The following is a 20,978-nucleotide window of genomic DNA, read 5'->3' as shown; positions in this document are numbered from 1 at the left end:
AAGCCGCCCGTCACTGGGCCGCGGCGACGCCGGATCCGCTCGCGGCCGACGGCGGCGCTCCGGCAACGATCTTCAGCGGCGTATCCGGCGCCACGCGGATCGCCCCGTCGACCACCACGCGCTCGCCGGCCTTCAGCCCGTCGGTGACGAACCAGTCGTCGCCGTGCCATTCCCCGACTTCGACGACGCGCTGATGCGCCTTCGATTCGTTGTCGACGACCCACACGTAGTGACTCTTCGCGCCCTGCAGGACAGCGCGCTGCGGTACCAGCACCGCGCCGGGCCGCGTCGCGCCGGACACGCGCGCGCGCACGAACTGCCCGGGGCGCAACGTGCCGTTCGGGTTGTCGAACACGGCGCGCACCAGAAACGTTCCGGTGTCGGTGCTGAATGCCGGATTCGCGAAATTGATCCGCCCGCGCTGCGGAAACTCGGTACCGTCGGCCAGCACGAGTGTCACGACGAATTCGTCGTTCGGCGGAAAGCGCAGCTTTCCTTTCGCAATTTCATCGCGGCGCTTGAGCATCTCGTTTTCCGAAATGCTGAAGTTCACCCACATCGGGTCGAGCTGGTAAATGTACGTGAGCAGTCCCGCTGCAGTGGCCGTGACGTAGCTGCCGTCCTGCTGCCGGGCGAAACTCGACAGGCCGGTGATCGGCGACTTGATCGTCGTGTAGCCGAGGTTGAGTTGCGCCGTCTGCACCTGCCCCTGCGCGGCGATCACGGCGGCCTCGGCCTGCTGCACGTTGCCGACTGCGTCGTCGAGATCCTTCTTGCTCAGCGCGTTCTGAGCGGCGAGCGGTCTGACCCGCGCGAGATTTTCCTTCGCGACGTTGAGCCTCGCCTGCTGCTGCGCGAGCTGCCCCTTCGCAGTCTGCAGCGCGGCGTCGAACGGCTTGTGGTCCATCTGGAAGAGCGTCTGGCCAGCCTTCACCATCTGACCTTCGACATAGGTGCGCTTGTCCAGGAATCCGTCCACCCGCGCACGAATCTCGACCTCGTGCGAACTCTGCGTCTGCGCGGTGAATTCGAAGTCCACCGGCGTGTCGCGTGGCGCGATCGTCACGACCGTCACTTCAGGCGCACCGAGCGTCGGGATCGCTGCGGGCTTCTTGCATCCGGTGCAGACGGTGAGGGCCGCGATCAGCGGCATCGAAAGAATGAGGGTTACGGGCTTCATGGGATGATTCCCGACGCTACTTCGCCGTGCAGTCTCCGAACACCACCACGGCGTCTTCGCGATTGACAAGGGTCGCGGTGATGGTCCCGTCGCGCGTGTCGAGCACGAGGGTCCACGCGAAGCCGAGTTCGGTGCCCTGCATCGCGATCTGGTTCTGGCCTTGCTCCATGAATTGAATCGGTGCGCTGCGCGCGGGCCCGGCAATCGTCTTCTTGTTGAAATCGATGGACAGGAACCTGGGCGCACCGACGTCCGCGGGTAGCGCACGCACGCAAGCAAGACCCGGATCGCATGCGTGGGCCTCGACCGTCGCGCATAACAACGGCTTGCTTCCGTCGAAATCACCTGCGCATGCGCCCGCACAATCCAGCAGGAAGGTTGCCGCCAGCGCCGTCCGTACGAGGTTGTTCATGGTGCGTCCACCGCTCGGCTCCGATGACTATTGGCTCGTGTAACCCCGCCCGTTCATGCATGCGGTCACGGCGCGCATGAACGTCGACAACTGGCTCGCGGTGCTGCTCTCCACGGCCTGCTCCTGCCGGGCAGCGGCCTCTTCCCGGCGCAGCCGGCGCATGCCGCCGCCGGCCGTGCCGGTGATCGCGCCGATCGCCGCACCCTTGCCGGCATCGCCCGCGATCGCACCGATCGCCGCCCCCATGGCTGCACCGCCCGCGGCACCTCGCAACATGCCGCCCTGCGGTGGCGGCTGAGCGGACGGCGAGGCGGCGCGCTGCGCGAGGGCAACCGGATCGACGCCCGTGGTCTGCTTCGCCCATACCTGGCATTCCGCCGTATCGGTCTGCTGCTTTTGCGCACTCTGCCCCTTCGCGGGATAGAAGATCGGCTGTTGCGCAACAGCGAAGCCGCCAAGCGTCAATGCGACAAGACCCGTCGCGAAGGATGCGAATCGCCGCTTGCAGGCCGCGCCATGCTTACCTGGCCGTGCAGGCTTCGATCGCTGCAACGCGCATTCCATGTGTGGCCTCGCTTCCACCTGGTCTTCCGACCGCCATCCACGCCACCGTTCAACTGCGTGCGGCAGGCAAGCGGCGCCTGCTTCATCGATTGAGGCGGGTGATCTTCGATCCTCTCAAGCCGATCCCGGCCATCAATCCCTTCTGGTCGAAGATGAACGCGTAGATATCCGACTGTAGCGTGGCCGTAGTCAGATTCCTGGCGGCGCCGGCATCGCCGATCACGACGGTCGGCGCCATGCCGACTTCGAAACCGGCACTCGTCTTGAGGTTGTCGAGTGCCTTGTCCGACATGAACATCATCACGTACCCGTAGGTCTGGACACCCGCCTGAAGACCGTAAGTCACCGATGTCGTCGCGTAGTATCCGGTGACCTTGCCACCCTCGATCAATTCGCCCGTACCGTGCGACGCGCCGGCAATGAACCCGGCTCGCACCACGCTCGGAAACACGAGAATGCCCTTGGCCTTGGCCGCCACGTCCTTCGCCTGCGGCGTGGCGACATACAGATTCGCCAGCGCTGCCTGCGCATCCTGGTCGAGGACGGCGTCCCCGGATTCGGTACCGGATTGACTGGTCGAGCAGGCCGCCGTCACGGCGAGCAGCGAGATCGCGGCCAGCTTGCGTATGCATTCGATCATGATGCGTACTCCCGTTGAATTCCCGCAATCGTGCAAGCCCGCGCCATCGCCGATGACATCGGCCGCACGTTGTCGGATTCCAGTGTGGTTGCCGCATTCATCAAGAACAATGGGACTTTGGTCCCATAGGGCACCGGCGGCACCGGCGCGGATATGCCGTCACGACGGCGACGCGATACCCAGTGCCGTGCACACGGTCTTGATCAGCAGTGCATCGTTGAACGGCTTGCGCACATAGGCGATCGCCCCGGCCGCGAGCGCCTGTTCACGCACGGCGACGTCGTCGTAGGCGGTGATCACGATCACGGGCACGCCGGTGCCGTCGAGGCGCCGTTGCACCTCGAGTCCGTTGAGCCCGGGCATCTGTATGTCGAGAATCACGCAAGCCGGGCGGTATGACGGCATCGACGCGAGCGTGTCGAGAAAATCGTCGCCACTCTGAAAAGCGTCCGCACCGATGCCGACGGATCGCAACAGACGCTTGATCGCCCGGCCCACCGATTCATCGTCGTCGACAACCGCAACGAATTGCTTGACGTTACCCATTGTGAGAATTCCGGATTCGGCCGTTGACCGCGTCACAGCGATCCCGCAAATTGAGGCTATCAGGCGCAAAGCGAAACCGGTATAAGACTTTGGTCCCGCGTCGTGACGGTGGATGCGCCGAGCGGGGGGTCAGCGCGCAGGGCGCATGGATGTCGAAGCGCCGAAGCCGAGCTTGTCGGCGAGGCGCACGAGGTCCGCCAGCGACGCCGCCTCCATTTTCTCCATCACGCGTGCGCGATGAATCTTGATGGTTTTTTCGGCGATGCCGAGATCGTCGGCGACCTGCTTGTTCAGGCGGCCCGTCACGACGAGCGTCATGACTTCCCGCTCTCGCGGCGTCAGGCGATCGAAGCGCGCCTGGAGGCTCGCGAGTTCCCGGCGACGTTCGCCCATCTGCATCGAACGCTCGAGCGCGCGCCTGATTGCGTCGAGCAGAACCGTGTCGCTGACCGGCTTCGGCAGGAAGTCGGCCGCACCAGCCTTCATTGCGTCCACGGTCGTGCCGATATCGCCGTGCCCGGTAATGAAGATGATCGGCAGCGCCGCATTCAATGTGCGCTGGATTTCGAGCCCGTTCACGTCCGGCAGCTGGAGATCCAGCAGCAGACACGCCGGGCAATTCGTCAGGTCGGCTGCGTCGAGAAACGCGCGTCCCGACTCGAACGACTCGGCCCGGTAGCCCGACGACCGGACGAGCCGTGATAGCGCGTGTCGTACCGAAGCGTCGTCGTCCACGATGAAGACAATCGAAGCGGGATCGCTCATGGCTGCCGGTGCGCGTGGTTCGATTCCGCCGTACCCGATGCCGGCAACGCCACATGGAACGACGCGCCGCGGTCCGCATTGTTTTCCGCCCAGAGACGGCCGCCGTGCGCGGCGATGATCGTCCGGCTGATCGACAGGCCCAATCCCAACCCGTGCGGCTTCGACGTGAAGAACGGCTTGAAGATCTTGTCGAGCTGGTTGACCGTCAGCCCATGCCCACGATCGCACACGCAGATACGCACGGCCCCATCGGGCTCGGCCCATACCCGTGTGGTGACGACACGATCCACGGCAGGCCCGTCGTGTACCGCGTCGAATCCATTGAGCAGAAGGTTGAGCACGACCTGCTGAAGCTGCACCCGGTCGCCGCGCACGACCGGGAGTTCGTTTTCGATGTCGAGCGTCGTCCGGATCCCGCGCATGATCGCGTCGCTATGCACGAGCAGCACGACGTCCCGAACGACACCGCCGACGTCGAGCGGCTGCAGATCCACGTCGCCCTTACGGACGAGCGCGCGCATTTTTCGGATGATTTCGCCCGCGCGGCAATTGTCATCCACGATGTCCTTCAGGGTTTCCCGCACCTCGTGCAGGTCGACCGGGTCCGCCACCAGGAAGTGCTGTGCGGCCTGCGCGTTGCTGAGGATCGCGGTCAGCGGCTGGTTCAGTTCATGCGCGAGCGACCCCGCCAGTTCGCCGAGCGCGGAGATACGCGTGAGATGCGCGAGCTCCTGCCGGCTTCGCTGCAATTCGACCCGCTCGCTGCGATCGACGATCACCGCGAGCCGGGTCGGCGCGCCGTCGACGCAGCATTCGCTCGTCGTCACTTCCGCCGGGAATTCCGCTCCGTCGCTGCGTCTCGCCACCACCGATTGCATCGACTGCACCCGCGGCGGCATGGGTGGCGCAACCTGCGCCCGCGCATCCCACTCGACGCCTGCGGAACAACCGATAAACAGCATCCGACCGGACACGCCGGTCAACGCATCGCCGTGGTACCCGAACAGCACCATTGCCCTTTCATTGGCAAAAGCGATTTCATTGCGCTCGTTGAAACCGATGATCGCGACCGGCACGTGTTCGAACGCATCACGCATCGGCGTGTCCGTTTCACGATGCTCCGGACCGGGTTTCAACCGCTTGCCGAACCAGGGGATGCGTGCTGCCGCGTCCGACGCGCGGCGCAGCGCCGGCGGAATGTGCAAGCCCGCATGCGCGATGATTCCTTCGCCGCGGGGCTCCCGCCACGCTGCGGCGCATTGCGGCGCAGCAATGCCTGACGGCACACTGCGCGCATGCGCGTGACGAGATGAATGCCGGCCTGCGGGGCCGCTGATCGAGCCGATCGGCGATTGCAGTTGCGTGTGCAAGTTATATAAGCGCCACACGAACGACTCCATGGCCGCCGCCAGCACGACCCCGATATCCAGCGTAGGGACAGACATGACTGCCTCTCTCCGTGGCGACGCGGCCCCCGCGCACGGTCACACCTGCTGCGGCGCGCAGTCGCTCCGGCAGTCCGCCCCATGGAACGGACCGCGATAGCCCCGATGCTCCACCGTGTTCCGGCGCTTCATGCGTGGTGTTGCGTTTGCTATCTGCCGTCTGGGAATCGGTGGCGCAAGCCGTGATTACTCACGTACTCGCAACCAATTCTAGGTATACCGATCGATTAGATTCCAGTTCCGATGGAAATCTTCGCCGTCGCAACGCGGATATTTTCGATAGGCTTGATCGAAGTCATTGATATGCCGGAACACTGTTCATCGCATCAATCGTGCCGGCGCCAGCGCGATCACGTACAGCACCGACTACCCGCTCGTCACCCCTGCGCGCGAACCGAACCCGCTTCGTCATAAGCCACGATGGTCAGCCCTTCCGCCGGATCCGGCGCGACGAAGTAACGCGTGATCTGCTCGAACTCGGCGTCCGATGCCTGGAACGGATGCTCCCCTCGCGCATTGCGCACGCGCAGACGCGCCTTGCAAACCGCATCGCTTACATCGAGGTAATGCAGTCGATGGTCGCAACCGGCAGCCTGCGCAACAGCCCGCCCCCATGCACGCGCAACGATCGTATTGAACGGAAGATCGAGAACCACCGAGACGCCGGCCTGCAACACCGCGGCGACGTGGTCGGCCATCACCTCCTTGATGCGCTTTGCACATCGGACATAGTCGTCGATCGACAGGATCTCGCCCGGATACAGGCGAGCGAGCCAGACGTCTTCGCTGATCAACAGGGTCCGCTGCGCGCTCGCGAGCGTCGCGGTAAGCGTCGATTTTCCGGATGCGATCTTGCCGCATACCATGTGGAGCAATACCGCGTCGTTCGAGGTTGTCGTGTGATTGTTGTCGGTCTGCATTTCCAGGCGCTCCATCGAATGCCCAGAAAGCAAAAACCCGCCTTCCGGGCGGGTTGTGATGACATGCATTCAGTCGATGGCTACCCCGCCGGCGAAATTGCGGCGCAAATAATCGAGCGGGTATGCGATCGGTTCATGTGCAGCAGAATAACCAAGTGCCCGATCGCGAGCAAGCCGGGTTGAGATCGACACCGATGGCTACGCAACCATCAGCGAACGACGCGCGCCTTCGCGCGCTAACCATCCGCCGTGCCTCGGCGTAACCGCGACCGGCTCCCGAAGCACGCGCCTCACGCCGCCGCACCGCCGCCCTTCGGAAACACCCCCTTGCTCATCGCATCCAGTTGCCGAACGATCTCCGCACGCATCTCGGCCGATACCTCGACGCTGTCGAGCAATTCCGAAATCCACAGCCCGTCGGCCGCGAGCCGGCAGATCATCAGCGTGGCGGCTTGCTCGAGCGGCACGGGATCGGGCCGCGTCCATTCCCGCATCGGCACCGACCATCGCGCGCGCGTCTCCTGCTCGGTAATCATCGACGCGACCAGCACGCGCAGCACATCGGTACTCGCGGCCGGATTCGCCGCATCGAGCACCGCATGCAGATAGGCCCGCGCCGCCGCGCCGTCGCCGCGTGAATCCGCGGCCATTCGCGCGGCCATCTGCGCGGTGAACCGCTTGGTCGCCTGCCCGAACAGCGCATCCAGCAGCCCCTGCTTGTTCGCGAAGTGATACTGCAGCGCGCCTTTCGTCACGCCCGCACGCTCGGCCACCGCATCGAGCGTCAACGCGGCCACGCCGTGATGCGTCGCAATCTCCGATGCGGCCGACAGCAACTGCGCGCGCACCTGATCCGGCGCTTTTTTCCGCCGCACACCGGCGGCTACGGCCACCGCCGGCGACGATGATCCTTCGGACGCCCGTGCGCCGGCCATTTCAGCCGGTTCGACAGGCACGGACACATCGCGCGGCGCGGGTTCGAGGCGTTTTTTCATAGCGCGGATGGTAGCACCCGAGCGTCTCGAGATAAACATTCCGGCTGGATGGTATGATCTGCCGCATGAATAAACCGTCCCCCTCCTCCTGGTCCGCGCTCGACACCGCCATCGCCCGTGGACGCGACGCGCTCGTGCGTCTTCAGCAGCCCGACGGCAGCTGGTGTTTCGAACTCGAATCCGACGCGACGATCACCGCGGAATACATCCTGATGATGCATTTCATGGACAAGATCGACGACGTGCGCCAGGAGCAGATGGCGCGCTACCTGCGCGCGAACCAGCGGCTCGACACGCATGGCGGATGGGCGCTGTACGTCGACGGCGCGCCGGACGTGTCGTGCAGCGTGAAGGCGTATTTCGCGCTGAAGGCGGCCGGCGACAGCGAACACGCGCCGCACATGGTCCGCGCACGCGACGCGATCCTGCAGCTCGGCGGCGCGGCGCGTTCGAACGTGTTCACGCGCATCCTGCTCGCGACGTTCGGCCAGGTGCCGTGGCGTGCGGCGCCGTTCATGCCGATCGAATTCGTGCTGTTCCCGAAGTGGGTGCCGATCTCGATGTACAAGGTCGCGTACTGGGCGCGCACGACGATGGTGCCGCTGCTGGTGCTGTGCTCGCTGAAGGCGCGCGCCCGCAATCCGCGCAACGTCTCGATCCGCGAGCTGTTCGTCACGCCGCCGGACGCCGAACGTCACTACTTCCCGCCCGCGCGCGGCATGCGCAAGCTGTTCCTCGCGCTCGACCGCACGGTTCGTCATATCGAGCCGCTGATGCCGAAGCGCCTGCGAGCGCGCGCGATCCGACATGCGGAGGCATGGTGCGCGGAGCGCATGAACGGCGAGGACGGGCTCGGCGGTATCTTCCCGCCGATCGTGTACAGCTACCAGATGATGGACGTGCTCGGCTACCCGGACGATCATCCGCTGCGGCGCGATTGCGAAAACGCGCTGGAAAAGCTGCTGGTCATGCGGCCGGACGGCAGCGTGTATTGCCAGCCGTGCCTGTCGCCGGTATGGGACACCGCATGGAGCACGATGGCGCTCGAGCAGGCGCGCGGCGTGGCGGCGCCGGAAGCCGGCGAAACGGCCGGCGCGCTGCGCGAACTCGACGCACGCATCGCGCGCGCGTACGACTGGATGGCCGAGCGCCAGGTGAACGACCTGCGCGGCGACTGGATCGAGAACGCGCCGGCCGATACGGAGCCGGGCGGATGGGCGTTCCAGTACGCGAACCCGTACTACCCCGACATCGACGACAGCGCGCTCGTCACCGCGATGCTCGATCGCCGCGGCCGCACGCATCGCAACGCGGACGGCACGAACCCGTATGCGCCGCGCGTCGCGCGCGCGCTCGACTGGACGCGCGGGCTGCAATCGCGCAATGGCGGCTTCGCGGCATTCGACGCCGATTGCGATCGCATGTACCTGAACGCGATCCCGTTCGCCGATCACGGCGCGCTGCTCGATCCGCCGACGGAAGACGTGTCGGGCCGCGTGCTGCTGTGCTTCGGCGTGACGAAGCGCGCGGACGACCGCGCGTCGCTCGCGCGCTGCATCGACTACGTGAAGCGTACGCAGCAGCCCGACGGCAGCTGGTGGGGCCGCTGGGGCACGAACTATCTGTACGGCACGTGGAGCGTGCTGGCCGGCCTCGCGCTCGCCGGCGAGGACAAGTCGCAGCCCTATATCGCGCGTGCGCTCGACTGGCTGCGCGCAAGGCAACATGCGGACGGCGGCTGGGGCGAGACGAACGACAGCTATATCGACCCGAAGCTCGCTGGTACGAATGCCGGTGAGAGCACGTCGAACTGCACCGCGTGGGCGCTGCTCGCGCAGATGGCGTTCGGCGATTGCGAATCCGATTCGGTGAAGCGCGGCATCGCGTATCTGCAGTCGGTGCAGCAGGACGACGGTTTCTGGTGGCACCGTTCGCACAATGCGCCGGGTTTTCCGCGCATCTTCTACCTGAAGTATCACGGGTATACCGCGTACTTCCCGCTGTGGGCGCTTGCGCGGTATCGGCGGCTGGCGGGAATGACGCTTGCATCAGACCACGATGCAGCAACGACCGAACGACGCGTGTCGGAGACCGTCTAGGCCCGGGGCCGCCGGGCGTCGCTCACTCGGTACATTGAGGCACGTCGGCGGTGCCGGACCCTTGGTAGCCTGGATGGACCGGCACATTGCATCCCTGCCCAAACAGCGGCGTCTCGGGTATCTCTGAAGCCGGCGCGCTCGCGGCAGCAGCGCCCGCCGCCGAACGTGCCGGTGCGTGTGCGTCTGCCGCCCATGACGTCGCAGCCGATATCGCCATGGCCAGGCATGCAAGACAGGCCAGTCCGCGTGACCGAGATTTCATGATGGTGCTCCCCTTCATCGTTGCAACCAGGCGCCGCGTGCATTCCGGTCGGAATGCACCGGTCGGCCTGAAGCGATTCCCGTGATTCGAACGTACGCAGTCACTGTTTGGTTGATTGCCCTTGCCCCGGCAGCGACACGTACCGGTACCCAACGACTACCGGGTGCTCGAACGTCTGCACCAACGAGATTTCGTTGTCGCTGATCGTCGCGATCGAAAACGACGATCCCGGCACCGGCGACGAACTCAATTGCTGCGTCTGACTCTGCGTCGACGCCAGCAGCGCGTCGAGATCGGACTTGATCGCGGCGAGCGCGTCGGCCGACGGACTCGCCGGCGGCGCACCGCCCGCGGCGGCCGGCGTGCCGCCCGCATCGGCGGCCTGGCCCGCCTTCGCTTTCACCGGCGTATCTTGCGCGGGCGCGTTCGTGCCACCCAGCGCCGTTTTCAATGCGGCCTGGTTCGCCAGGACCTTCTGGAGCAGTACGTACACGCTCCCCTGCGCCGCCGTCGACGACGACGCCTTGTAGGTGAACTCGATACTGCGCGTCAGGTAGATCCGGTTGACCAGTGCGATGGCCACGTCCGGCGGCGGCCCCTTGCCGCTCAGGTTGGCGATTTCGCTTTCGAGCGCCTGCTTGAGACAGAATCCATATTTCTGCGAATTGCTCTTGCAATAGGCAAACAGTCGGATCTTCGCGGGATAAGCCGGCACGCCATACGTTTCGGCCTGGCGAATGGTGACCGATATCTGATCCTCGCTGCGATGAGAACCGCTGAAGACGGCGTTGAAGAATCGCAGCGGCAGGCTGCCGCTGAACTGTTCCGCATTCCCATGCGCAACGGTGAATGCCGGGAACGTCGCGATCGGAAGGCGCATCCATGTCCCTGTCCGCGCGAATACGTTTGCGCTGCTGCATCGTGCGGATGGGGCCGCTGCATGGTGGGCAGGCTGTTCTGCGGTCTGCGCGGCGTGCACCCCGGCGGCAGCCGCGTGGTTTGCCGCGACTTGCTTCTTCGGCTGGTGCGCCGATGCGGGCGCCGGCGCTGGCGCCGGTCGTGCAGCCGGAGGTGCATCGGTACACGCTGCCGTCGTCGGCTGATGCCAGATGGCCGTGGATGACGCAGGCGTGTCGTCGGTGGCCGGGAACGTCTGCACGCGCGAATAATAATCGTTGAGTTCCTGGTCCAGCGGGATGAAATCGAGTTTCTCCGATCCCCACAGCGCGCCTTCGATAGGATTCCCGCTGCTGTCGGTTTGACCGATCGCGATCGCATAGACGTCGCCGACGTGCAGATCTTCGGTAGGGGGATAGACCGGCCGGATATTGTAGGTTTGCATGGCTTTCGTCCACTGCGTCGAAAGCCAGTTTTCGTCATAGGTCGGCGCGCATCCGAAAAGAACGGAACTGGCAAGTACGCCACCCGCCATGGCAAGTATGGTTCTCACATTCACCCCGGACTTGTTTTGTTGATATTCGATTTCCCCCGCTCATCAGTTCTAGCGGATAAAAATGGGCGATTCAAGAATCGCGCGGGAAAACATCCTGCGAGCGCCTTACGTCCCGTAATATCAATAGCTGTGCTGCATGGGCATTGCTCGTGCAGATGACGTTCGACGACTGCGAATCCGACTCGGTAACGCACGGCATCGCGTATTTACAATCGGTTCAGCAGGGCGACGGATTTAGGCGGGAGCACCCATCACGAATATCTTGCTGCTTTTCATGAAGTGCTCCTAGGGCGTGTTATGCACTTTGAAGGATCGGTACGGCATGGACGAGCATGAGGATGGCGAAGACAACGAAATGCAACCCGGCCAAGGTCTCGGGCAATCGCTCGTAGTCCCGGGTGAGCCGCCGGAAGCGGTTCGCCCAACCGAAACTACGCTCAACAACCCATCGGCGCGGCAGCAGCACAAAGCCGTTTTTCGCCTCCGGCAGCTTAATAACCTGCAAGTCGATGCCTTCGTCGCGAGCGGCTTGTGCGGGCGCTTCGCCCGTGTAACCTTGATCGGCACAGGCCAGCTTCACTGTCTGTCCCGTCACATGCTGAACTTCCTGTGCCAGCGCCTGGACCTGCGCGCGCTCTTGCTCGTTGGCCGGTGTGATATGCACGGCCAGCAGATGACCCAACGTATCCACGGCCCTATGCACTTTGCTTCCATTTTTGCGTTTATAGTCGTCGTAGCCCGCACGCGGGCCGCTTTCACACGTCGATTGCAGCGTGCGCCCATCGAGAATCACCGCGCTGGGCTGCCCCGGACGACCCTGCGCCACGCGCAGCACCGATCGTAGATCGTTGACCATCGCCTCGAAGCAGCCGGCCCTCAACCAGCGCTGCGCTTGCTAATACACCGCTTCCCAAGGTGGGAAATTCGTCGGCAATAGTCGCCAGGCCGCGCCCGCCCTGGCAAGCCAGCGCAGCGCGTTGTACAACTCCCGCAACTCATACTCTCTTTGTGGAGCGTCTTCTTTCATCAAGGTCAGATACGGCGCCACAAAGCTCCATTCGCCGTCTGAGACATCCGTCGGGTACGGTCTGCGTTTTTCCATTTTCCTGCGACCATATGCGATACGAACAATGTATAACACGCTCTACATCACAAATATCTCAACTTCCTGAAGTTATGTTTTTTTACAAAAACAATCCAACCCGGATCCACATACGGAACTACCACCTGAGCATACTTACCCCCCCATAAATTGGCACCAGAGAACAACAAAGATTTTAAATAATGCTGACTCAAATTAGAATTTTCAGACAGGGAGTCGCTCAGCATTATATTCCAAACAGAATATGAAGATTGCAATGCAAGATTGCGCGGAACTTTTAGCTTGATATGAACGATATTTCGTTTGTGATCGGTAGCACAATCAGAGCCATCAAATCCTCCGAACAGGTCCTCTATCGCCTGCGCTTGTACTCGCCGACTGCTAAATTTCTCCCATGCCCATATAGGCGGATTGGTCAGTTCCGTGCCCAAAAAATTCGACAATCTCGTCGTCATCCATTCGTACGCAGGACGCCATGTCTTTTCTACAAACTGCCATTCGAAGAAGAATCGGCCTTTCAACAGCAATTCGACCGGGAATGGCTGAATGTGAAATGTGTGAATAATTAAATGGCGACGCCCCCTCCGCTTTGCTTGCCGCCGAATTTTACTTCCGATTTTCATGAGCGACCGCCAACAAAATCTCTGAATTCAAATAATATCGATACATTAAATCGCGCCTTGTTGCAATAGCCTCGCACACGACCACTCATTGCGTAGATAGGATTGTTCAACTCCTCCACACATGCATTCGACACCCGCGCCACAATTGAGTTCGTCATACCCAAACGTCGACTCTCAATCTCATCTGCAATACGTGTGAAAGCGGGATTGGGATTTCGGTCGGACGAACCGCTTCCGGCGGCTCACCCGGGACTACGAGCGATTGCCCGAGACCTTGGCCGGGTTGCATTTCGTTGTCTTCGCCATCCTCATGCTCGTCCATGCCGTATCGATCCGTCAAAGTGGATAACACGCTCTAGGGCGTTACGGTCATGCGGCACACGCCTCGCTGAATATGCTGGAAGTCGTGCGGCGCAGTATCGGCGGACGATACCACCCCGGGGAAAGGCGCGAATTGCCAAAACAGTTTTGAGTTCAACGAGATGATCGGCCGCAGTCACTGACCAGTCGCGTCAAACAAATCCCTCGTCAACCAGCGTGCATCCATTCGCCGTGATCTCGTGCCGCTGGCCCGAGCCGCCGACCACGCGGCTCCAGCTCTCGGACACGAGCACGGCCGCGTCACCATCCGTGCGCAGCGCATAGCCGAATCCGCCATACATGCCCGGCACCGCGAACCACATGCGTGCGGCCTGCGCGTCGAGTTCGAGCAGCGGTTCGAGTTCAGGCAAGCGCAATGCGTCGACACGCAGGTGCGCGATGCGGCCGACGATCATCGCGTGGAAATGGCGCTGGATTTCAAGCACCGTGTCGTCGGGCACGAAGCGTTTCGGTCGCGGCGTCAGCCAATCGACCAGATGCCGATGCCCGCGCGCCACCGCAATATCGACCGCGCGCTCGCGTTGCGCATCGCGCAGCATGCGCCACGCACCGAGCCGCAGCAGTTCGGCGACGACCTCCTTCGGCGCGCCGCGATACGCGGCCTGATGCAGCGGCGCATAAAACGACGTGCCGCCGAGCCGTGTCGCATTGACGAGTTCAGGCTGCTTCGCAACGAGGTCGAGCATCGTCGCCCAGTCGCCGTTCCTCGCTGCGTCGGCCAGCGCATGCCGGCTCGCGACCTCCGTTTTGCCGAGCACGTCGGCGCTCGTGATTCCGTCCCATGCGATGCTCAATCGGCTCTCCTCGTGTGTCGCATCTGCGTAACCGCGTCGACCGCTCATCATAAGCGTTCGTCACGACTACGACCGTGCGATCACGCATCGCTTCTCCGGGCCGACGACGCATCGAGCGCGTCATGATCCAGCAGCAGGTTCAGCAACTGGCGACGCGATTCGATGCCGAGCTTCGCGAATGCACGCCGTGCGTAAGTATCAATCGACGACGGCCGAATGCCGAGTTCCTGCGCGATGTCCTGCGTCTTCCTGCCGCGAATGAGCCGCGCACATACCTCCGATTCGCGGGACGTCAGCTTCTCGAACACGTGGATCAGCCGCTGCGCGGCAACACTTTCGTTGCTGCGCGCCGCGTCCGCATCGGCCGGCCGGTCGCCGACGATCCGTCGATGTGCAACAGCCAGCGGCAACACGATCAGCGCGACATGCCGGACGATGCTCAGCTCCTTGAGCGTAAACGGCGGCAGCCGTCGCGCACGGCATACCGACAGCGCATAGGTGAGTTCGTCCACGCGGTACGTGACCACGCACTCGTCGTGAATGTCCTCGCTGTCGTAAAACGCGCGCCGAATCTCGGGGTTCAAGCGCAGCGTCGACAACTGCAGCAACTGCGTATCGCGTTCGCCGCGGATGCAGTCGAACGTCGTATCGATCCGCGCGAAATCGCGGTAGTAGTGCGTCATCGTGCGCTCGATCTGGTCCGGGTACGTTCCGTAGCTGCCGATCCAGCCGACCCGGCGATCGAGCAGCGACTCGTCCTCGTAATCCAGATGAATGGAATCGCAATCGACGATGCGCGTCAGGTTCTCGAACACGACCGCGACGAAATCCGGCGAGCCGATCGCGCCGGCCACGGCCGACAGCGCGTCGGACATGAACACGAGCTGGCCCAGCTGGATATCGATCGTCGCGTCGGCGTCATGGTCGGTCATACGATGCACGGAAGAATGGGACGGTTACCGTTACCACGCCAAAAGTGCGTTGCCAATTCCCTCGCGCGGGTTTCCGGTGCACACCGCCGCCCGGCTGTACGGATTTCATGGACAGACAGCCGGATGCCCGCCGCATACAGTCATCCCCGATATCCGGCGAGGCCCGCCAGTGCATCCCTGGTTCGAAGCGAACCGTTGCGAGCCTCATCGACCGCCCCGCGGCGCGCGTGCGCAATGCAGCGCCCCGCCCTCGTTTCGAAAGGGAGTGACCATGATCGTCCGCGTTTTTCGTCTCGCCTTCCCCGTCGCCATCGCGACCGCCGCATGCTTCGCATCGCTGTCGGCAACGCCGGCCCGCGCGTCGGACGCCGAACTGAACGTCTACAACTGGTCCGAGTACATCGCGAAAAACACGATCCCCGACTTCCAGAAGCAATCGGGCGTACGCGTGCGCTACGACGTCTACGACAGCGACGACACGTTGCAGTCGAAGCTGCTGGCCGGGAGCTCCGGGTACGACATCGTCGTGCCGACCTCGAACTACATGGCCAAGCAGATCCAGGCCGGCGTCTACCAGAAGCTCGACAAGACGAAACTGCCGAACCTGGCAAACCTCGACCCCGCGCTGATGAAGAAGATCGCCGAATCCGATCCCGGCAACCAGTACGGCGTGCCGTGGGCCTACGGCACGGACGGGGTCGGCTACAACGTGCAGGCGGTCAAGAAGGCGCTCGGCGACAGCGCGCCGCTCGACAGCTGGGCACTGGTGTTCGATCCGGCCAACGTGTCGAAGCTGAAGAGCTGCGGCGTGTCGTTCCTCGATGCACCGGACGACGTGTTTGCCGCCGCGCTCCAGTACCTCGGGAAGGATCCGAACAGCAAGAGCCCCGCCGACTATCAGGCCGCGTTCGAGATGCTCAAGAAGGTGCGTCCGTACATCACGCAGTTCAACTCGTCGGGTTACAACAACGATCTCGCCAACAACGACGTCTGTGTGGTGCTGGGCTGGTCGGGCGACGTGAGCGTCGCGCGCCGCGAAGCGGTGGCGGCGAAACGCGGTTACGAGATCCGTTATGCGAACCCGAAGGAAGGCGGCATCCTGTGGTTCGACGTGATGGCCATTCCGAAGGACGCGCCGCATCCGGAAGCCGCGTTGCAATGGATCAACTACATCGAGGATCCGAAGGTCAACGCGGACATCACCAACGAGATCTACTATCCGAGCGCGAACAAGGCGGCCCATCAGTACGTGACGCCGGCCGTCGCGCACGATCCGAACGTCTATCTGCCCGCCGACGTGCTCGACAGGATGGCGCTCTCGAAGCCGCGTTCGGCTGACATCGCGCGGCTCGAGAACCGGTTGTGGCAACAACTGAAAACCGGCAACTGACCAGCCCGGTCGCAAGTATGAAATCATGCGAACGCGCCGTCGGCGCGTTCATTCCAACTCGACGAAGACTGCCCATCATGATCGACGTTTCATCCATTACCGACGCGCTCATCCCGAGCGGCGAGCCGACGCAGTACCGTGTGTCGCCCGAGAAGCTGATTGCGGGCGATCCGCTGCAAACACTCACGCCGGGTTTCGCGAGCCCGTGCGGCCGTTTCTCGACCGGCATCTGGGAAAGCACGCCCGGTTGCTGGCACGTCGCCTACACCGAAGCAGAATACTGCGAGATCCTGGCAGGCACGTCCGTGATCACGGACACGGAGGGAAACCGGAAGACCGTTCGTGCCGGCCATCGTTTCGTGATTCCGCCGGGTTTTCGCGGTACCTGGGAAGTCGTCGAACACACGCGGAAGATCTTCGTTGCGTACGACGAACAACCGCCCGCGTAAGCGCCACCGCTTCGTCGGCCGGCATGCGCCGTTCGCAACATTGCGCCCCAATTTGCCACGTCGCTCCACCGCAATGACACGGAATTGACACGCGCGGCCGGTAAGTTCCGCTCGTCTCGTTCCGTGTCTCGCCATGCTTGCCCTGCTTCTCGCCGCCTTCTATGAAACCGCCCGCCAGGGAAGCGTGACTGCGGCCGCGAAGCGCCTCGACGTGAGCCAGCCGACGATCACGTCGCGCATCCAGCAGCTCGAACGCCATTACGGCGTCGATCTGTTCCATCGCCGCGGCAACCGTCTCGACCTCAGCGACGCCGGCGCGTCGCTGATGCCGATGATCGGCCAGATGCTGCAGATGGAGAACGATATCGATTTCGCGCTGCGCAACGAGCGCGAACTGCACACGGGCAACCTGCGCGTCGGCACGACCGGCCCGTTCTACATCCTGCCCGCGATCGCCGCGTTCCGGCGCCAGTATCCGGCCGTGAAGATCAACATCGAGATCGGCAACTCGCAGCAGGTGCTCGACGCGCTGGTCGATTTTCGCGTCGACGTCGCCGTGTCGTCGCAGCGCGACGACGATCCGCGTTTCGTCCGGCATACGATCGCGAACGATCCGCTGGTGCTGGTCGTGCACCGCTCGCATCCGCTCGCGACGCGCGATACGACCCGGCTCGCCGCGCTGGCCGGCGAGACGCTGCTGCTGCGCGAGGCGGGCTCGCGTACGCGCGCGCTGATGGAGCACGTGCTGAAGGATGCGGGCATCAGCCTGCCCGCGAACGCGATCGAACTCGGCAGCCGCGAAGCGATCCGCGAAGCCGTGCGGCACGACATGGGCTGCACGCTGATGCCGCGCGGCGAGGTCGGCGCGCATCCGGAACTGCGCGCGATCGCGCTCGCCGACGACATGCCGCCGATGCACGAATACCTGTACTACCTCGACGCGCGCGCCGATACGCGGCTGATCACCGCGTTCATGGCCAATGTCGAATGCCGCGACGAGCGTACGCCGTCACGCGCGTAACGACACCCGCCTTCACACCGTCTCGAACAGCTCGATGATCTGCCAGCCGCGCGCCATTGCGAGCGCGCGCAGCCGCTCGTCCGGATTGGTTGCGACCGCATCGGTCACTTTCTCGAGCAGCGGCACGTCGTTGTGCGAATCGCTGTAGAACCAGCTGCGTTCGAAATCGGACCACGCGAGGCCGCGCGACGCAAGCCACGCATCGGTGCGCACGATCTTCCCTTCGCGGTAGCTCGGCACGCCGGCCGGCCGCCCCGTATAGCGCGAGTCGGGGTGTCCGTCGACGGTCTCGAGTTCGCACGCGATCAGTGCGTCGATGCCGAACGCATGCGCGATCGGCCGTGTGATGAACGCATTCGTCGCGGTGACGACGCAGCACAGGTCACCGCGTGCGCGGTGGTGGCGCACGAGGTCGAGTGCGGCGGGCGCGATCGCGGGCAGCACGACGTCGTCCATGAAACGCGCGTGCAGGACGGCGAGCCGCTCTCGCGAATGACGTGCGAGCGGCGCGAGCATCGCGCACAGGTGCGCATGGATGTCGAGCGTGCCGGCTGCATAACCGGCCGAAAACGCGGCGTCGAGCCGGTCGAATTCGTCGGCATCGACGAGGCCGTGTTCGACCATGAAACGGCCCCAGGCCTGGTCGCTGTCGAACGGAATGAGGGTGAGGTCGAGATCGAAAAGCGCGAGTTGCGGCATCGAATGAAGCGTGTGTGAACGGAAAGGAATGAAAAACGCGCGGCCCCGTCGACGCGAGGCCGCGCACCCAAGCCGCCGGCGCGGGTCGGCGCGCCGGCGGCAACCGGTGATGCGACGCCGGCCGCGCGGCCGGTGCCGGTCAGCTGGACACGCCCATCGCCGGATCGCTGATGCTGTCCTTGCCGGTCTCGACGCGGCCCGCGAAGCGGCGCACGAGGCCGTTCTCGGCCGCCAGCGTGAAGTCGTACCAGCCGCTCGACGCGGCGAGCGTCCAGTACGGCTCGACCTGCATGCCGGCCGGCACCGCATAGCTCCACGGGCCGTCGGTGCGGTACGCGTTCGACGTGACCGTGACCTGGCTCGCCGCGTTGCCGACGTTCATGATCGTCAGGTACACGGCGTCGTTGGCCGGGTCGTAGCACACGCGAATTTCCGGCACGGGCCCGCTCGCGGCCTTCGCGACGTTGCCCTGGAATTCGCGCAGGAAGCCGTTCGGCCCGAGCACCCACAGGTCGTAGTTGCCAGCGTCGTCGGCGACCGCGCGCCACGAATCCGACAGCTGCTTGCCCGCTTCCACCGTATAACGACGCGGCGCGCGGTCGAGATGCAGCTTGTCGTACACATGGAACACCGCGCCGACCGTGCCCGTGTTGCTGAAGGTGAGCCACAGCAGCCCGCCCGACACGTCGGCGTTCGCGCTCGTGTGCAGTTCGTACGGCAGCGCGCGCGACGGCCGCGTGCCTTGCGGCTGCGTCGGCATCTGCTGCGCGCCGACCGACGGCACCGGCACCGCGCCCATCAGGCTCTGCTGCACGTGCTGCGCATCGGCCGCGGCCTTGGTCGGCGCCGGCAGCGACGTCGTCGGGTTGCCGTTCGGGTTCCGGAAGTTGAACGCCGACGTCATGTCGCCGCACACCGCGCGGCGCCACGGGCTGATATTCGGCTCCTGCACGCCGAAGCGCTGCTCGAGAAAGCGCAGCACCGACGTATGGTCGAACACTTCCGAGTTGACCCAACCACCCGTGCTCCACGGCGACACGACGAACATCGGCACGCGCGGGCCGGGCCCGTACGGGCGGCCGTCCGGCGCGAGCGGCGACGAATCGCCGGGCGGGTTCGGCAACGTGAAGTACTCGTACTGCGTGGTCACGGTCGACTTGCCCGCATACGTGCCGTCCGCGTTGCGCGACGGTGCGTTCGGCGGCGGCATGTGATCGAAGAAACCGTCGTTCTCGTCGTAGTTCACGAACAGCACGGTCTTGCTCCACACGTCCGGGTTCGCGGTCAGCGTGTCGAGCAGGCGCTGCAGGTAGTACGCGCCCTGCCCCGGCGTCGATGCGCCCGGGTGCTCGCAATACGCCTGCGGCGACACGATCCAGCTCACCTGCGGCATCCGGTTCGCCGCGATGTCGTCGGCGAGCGACTGCAGGAAACCACCGTCGGGCATCGTGTTGCCGATCCCCTTGTACAGCGGCGACAGCGCTTCCATCGCCGGCGTATAGGGCGCGTTCGGCGAGCCCGGCACGGTCTCGTTGACCTTGCGGAACGTCGCGAAGCCCGCGAGCGGGTTGTCGGTGTAGTTGTCCGGCATGTTCTGGTAGACCTTCCAGCTCACGCCGGACGCCTGCAGGCGCTCCGGATAGGTCGTCCAGGTCAGGCCCGTCTTCGACGCGCCGAGGCCGTCCCAGCCGTCGTTGTTCACGACGGCCGTGTTCGAGCCGGTCGGGCCGTTCGTGCCGGTCCACAGGAAGATCCGGTTCGAGTTCGTGCCGCCGTGCAGCGAGCAGTGATACGCGTCGCAGACCGTGAACGCGTTCGCGAGCGCGAAGTGGAACGGCAGGTCGGACTGCCGCAGGTAGCCCATCGACGCATCGCCCTTCGACGCGGGCCACGCGGTCATCCGGCCGTTGTCCCACGCGGTATGTGAATCGGTCCACGAGTGCGCGCCGCCGACGAGCAACGCATTGCCCTTCGTGCTGTCGAGATAGAACGGCAGCACCGGCCGCTTGCCGTCGCTCTGCTGCCAGACCGGTGTGCCGCCCGGCTGCGGGATCGTCAGGCGGTCGCCGAAACCGCGCACGCCGGGCATCGTGCCGAAGTAATGATCGAACGAGCGGTTTTCCTGCATGAAGATCACGACGTGCTGGACGTCGTTGATCGTGCCGGTCTGGTTGTTGGCGGGAATCGCGAGCGCACGCCGGATCGCCGGCGGGAACATCGAGAAGGCCGTGCCGGCAGCGGCGGCACGGAGAAACGAACGGCGGTCGATGGAGGTCATGGTCGAGAAGGAAGGTCGTCCCGGAAAG

19 protein-coding genes and 3 pseudogenes are annotated in these 20,978 nt (G+C 64.1%); 5 read left to right on the top strand and 17 right to left on the bottom strand.

Going from position 1 to position 20,978, the window contains the following annotated elements; all coding sequences use genetic code 11:
• Nucleotides 1-10: 10 nt before the first annotated feature.
• The 9 genes from ACTRWB_RS30925 to ACTRWB_RS30885 all read right to left on the bottom strand — a co-directional run bounded on the left by ACTRWB_RS30925 (nucleotide 11) and on the right by ACTRWB_RS30885 (nucleotide 7,467).
• Nucleotides 11-1,180, bottom strand: coding sequence for an efflux RND transporter periplasmic adaptor subunit (locus ACTRWB_RS30925; RefSeq protein ID WP_446904078.1), 1,170 nt, complete (start codon nucleotides 1,178-1,180; stop codon nucleotides 11-13).
• Nucleotides 1,181-1,196: 16 nt separating this feature from the next.
• Nucleotides 1,197-1,592 carry a hypothetical protein gene (locus ACTRWB_RS30920; protein WP_446904077.1) on the bottom strand — a complete coding sequence of 132 codons (396 nt, stop codon included), beginning with the start codon at nucleotides 1,590-1,592 and terminating at the stop codon, nucleotides 1,197-1,199.
• Nucleotides 1,593-1,619: 27 nt separating this feature from the next.
• Complete coding sequence (locus tag ACTRWB_RS30915; protein ID WP_446904076.1) at nucleotides 1,620-2,156, bottom strand: glycine zipper family protein; 537 nt, start codon at nucleotides 2,154-2,156, stop codon at nucleotides 1,620-1,622.
• Nucleotides 2,157-2,238: 82 nt separating this feature from the next.
• A complete protein-coding gene (locus tag ACTRWB_RS30910; protein ID WP_446904075.1) occupies nucleotides 2,239-2,796 on the bottom strand; it encodes a lipid-binding SYLF domain-containing protein in 558 nt (185 codons plus the stop codon).
• Between the two features lie 159 nt (nucleotides 2,797-2,955).
• Entirely contained in the window at nucleotides 2,956-3,342 is a 387-nt protein-coding gene (locus tag ACTRWB_RS30905) for a response regulator transcription factor (protein ID WP_193103088.1), read from the bottom strand.
• Between the two features lie 129 nt (nucleotides 3,343-3,471).
• Nucleotides 3,472-4,107: a response regulator transcription factor gene (locus tag ACTRWB_RS30900; RefSeq protein ID WP_193102455.1), complete on the bottom strand. Its 636-nt coding sequence runs from the start codon at nucleotides 4,105-4,107 to the stop codon at nucleotides 3,472-3,474.
• Nucleotides 4,104-5,552 (bottom strand): ATP-binding protein, encoded by a 1,449-nt coding sequence (locus ACTRWB_RS30895; RefSeq protein ID WP_446904074.1) that lies wholly within the window; start codon nucleotides 5,550-5,552, stop codon nucleotides 4,104-4,106. Before ACTRWB_RS30895 ends, ACTRWB_RS30900 begins: the two co-directional genes overlap by 4 nt.
• A gap of 377 nt (nucleotides 5,553-5,929) precedes the next feature.
• Nucleotides 5,930-6,472 carry an AAA family ATPase gene (locus ACTRWB_RS30890; protein ID WP_446904098.1) on the bottom strand — a complete coding sequence of 181 codons (543 nt, stop codon included), beginning with the start codon at nucleotides 6,470-6,472 and terminating at the stop codon, nucleotides 5,930-5,932.
• A gap of 290 nt (nucleotides 6,473-6,762) precedes the next feature.
• Nucleotides 6,763-7,467, bottom strand: a complete 705-nt coding sequence (locus ACTRWB_RS30885; RefSeq protein WP_446904073.1) for a TetR/AcrR family transcriptional regulator — start codon at nucleotides 7,465-7,467, stop codon at nucleotides 6,763-6,765.
• A 53-nt stretch (nucleotides 7,468-7,520) separates the two neighbouring features.
• On the opposite strand from ACTRWB_RS30885, the gene shc reads away from it, so the two are divergent.
• Nucleotides 7,521-9,566 carry a squalene--hopene cyclase gene (gene shc / locus ACTRWB_RS30880; protein WP_446904072.1) on the top strand — a complete coding sequence of 682 codons (2,046 nt, stop codon included), beginning with the start codon at nucleotides 7,521-7,523 and terminating at the stop codon, nucleotides 9,564-9,566.
• A gap of 362 nt (nucleotides 9,567-9,928) precedes the next feature.
• Here the strand turns inward: shc and ACTRWB_RS30875 are convergent, their stop codons facing one another.
• The 4 genes and pseudogenes from ACTRWB_RS30875 to ACTRWB_RS30860 form a co-directional block, all read right to left on the bottom strand.
• Nucleotides 9,929-11,284, bottom strand: coding sequence for a hypothetical protein (locus tag ACTRWB_RS30875; RefSeq protein WP_446904071.1), 1,356 nt, complete (start codon nucleotides 11,282-11,284; stop codon nucleotides 9,929-9,931).
• Between the two features lie 292 nt (nucleotides 11,285-11,576).
• Nucleotides 11,577-12,383: pseudogene (locus ACTRWB_RS30870) on the bottom strand (IS5 family transposase).
• Between the two features lie 47 nt (nucleotides 12,384-12,430).
• Nucleotides 12,431-13,006 carry a DUF3841 domain-containing protein gene (locus ACTRWB_RS30865; RefSeq protein ID WP_446904070.1) on the bottom strand — a complete coding sequence of 192 codons (576 nt, stop codon included), beginning with the start codon at nucleotides 13,004-13,006 and terminating at the stop codon, nucleotides 12,431-12,433.
• Nucleotides 13,003-13,200, bottom strand: a pseudogene (locus ACTRWB_RS30860) (transposase); the annotation flags it as partial. The pseudogene ACTRWB_RS30860 and the gene ACTRWB_RS30865, both read right to left, overlap by 4 nt.
• Before the next feature lie 20 nt (nucleotides 13,201-13,220).
• Between ACTRWB_RS30860 and ACTRWB_RS30855 the strand changes: the two are divergent.
• Nucleotides 13,221-13,355: pseudogene (locus ACTRWB_RS30855) on the top strand (IS5/IS1182 family transposase); the annotation flags it as partial.
• 163 nt (nucleotides 13,356-13,518) lie between these two features.
• Here the strand turns inward: ACTRWB_RS30855 and ACTRWB_RS30850 are convergent.
• Both ACTRWB_RS30850 and ACTRWB_RS30845 read right to left on the bottom strand, forming a co-directional pair.
• On the bottom strand, nucleotides 13,519-14,181 hold the full coding sequence (locus ACTRWB_RS30850; protein WP_446904069.1) for an ankyrin repeat domain-containing protein: 663 nt from the start codon (nucleotides 14,179-14,181) through the stop codon (nucleotides 13,519-13,521).
• An 80-nt stretch (nucleotides 14,182-14,261) separates the two neighbouring features.
• Complete coding sequence (locus ACTRWB_RS30845; protein ID WP_446904068.1) at nucleotides 14,262-15,113, bottom strand: helix-turn-helix transcriptional regulator; 852 nt, start codon at nucleotides 15,111-15,113, stop codon at nucleotides 14,262-14,264.
• Between the two features lie 271 nt (nucleotides 15,114-15,384).
• On the opposite strand from ACTRWB_RS30845, the gene ACTRWB_RS30840 reads away from it, so the two are divergent.
• From ACTRWB_RS30840 to ACTRWB_RS30830, 3 genes are all read left to right on the top strand, one after another.
• Nucleotides 15,385-16,503, top strand: coding sequence for a polyamine ABC transporter substrate-binding protein (locus tag ACTRWB_RS30840; protein ID WP_446904067.1), 1,119 nt, complete (start codon nucleotides 15,385-15,387; stop codon nucleotides 16,501-16,503).
• Nucleotides 16,504-16,580: 77 nt separating this feature from the next.
• Nucleotides 16,581-16,952 (top strand): cupin domain-containing protein, encoded by a 372-nt coding sequence (locus tag ACTRWB_RS30835; protein WP_193102447.1) that lies wholly within the window; start codon nucleotides 16,581-16,583, stop codon nucleotides 16,950-16,952.
• Nucleotides 16,953-17,085: 133 nt separating this feature from the next.
• The gene (locus tag ACTRWB_RS30830) at nucleotides 17,086-17,973 is read left to right on the top strand and encodes a LysR substrate-binding domain-containing protein (RefSeq protein ID WP_446904066.1); all 888 of its coding nucleotides are present in this window, start codon (nucleotides 17,086-17,088) and stop codon (nucleotides 17,971-17,973) included.
• A gap of 12 nt (nucleotides 17,974-17,985) precedes the next feature.
• On the opposite strand, the gene ACTRWB_RS30825 is transcribed toward ACTRWB_RS30830, so the two are convergent.
• Together ACTRWB_RS30825 and ACTRWB_RS30820 are read right to left on the bottom strand one after the other, a co-directional pair.
• Nucleotides 17,986-18,672 (bottom strand): histidinol-phosphatase, encoded by a 687-nt coding sequence (locus ACTRWB_RS30825; protein ID WP_446904065.1) that lies wholly within the window; start codon nucleotides 18,670-18,672, stop codon nucleotides 17,986-17,988.
• Between the two features lie 139 nt (nucleotides 18,673-18,811).
• Nucleotides 18,812-20,950 carry a phosphocholine-specific phospholipase C gene (locus ACTRWB_RS30820; RefSeq protein ID WP_048251624.1) on the bottom strand — a complete coding sequence of 713 codons (2,139 nt, stop codon included), beginning with the start codon at nucleotides 20,948-20,950 and terminating at the stop codon, nucleotides 18,812-18,814.
• Nucleotides 20,951-20,978 lie beyond the last annotated feature (28 nt).

Source organism: Burkholderia sp. YIM B11467, assembly GCF_052952715.1.
Note: the sequence above shows the minus strand (reverse complement) of the source record. Positions and strands in the feature narration are given on the sequence as shown.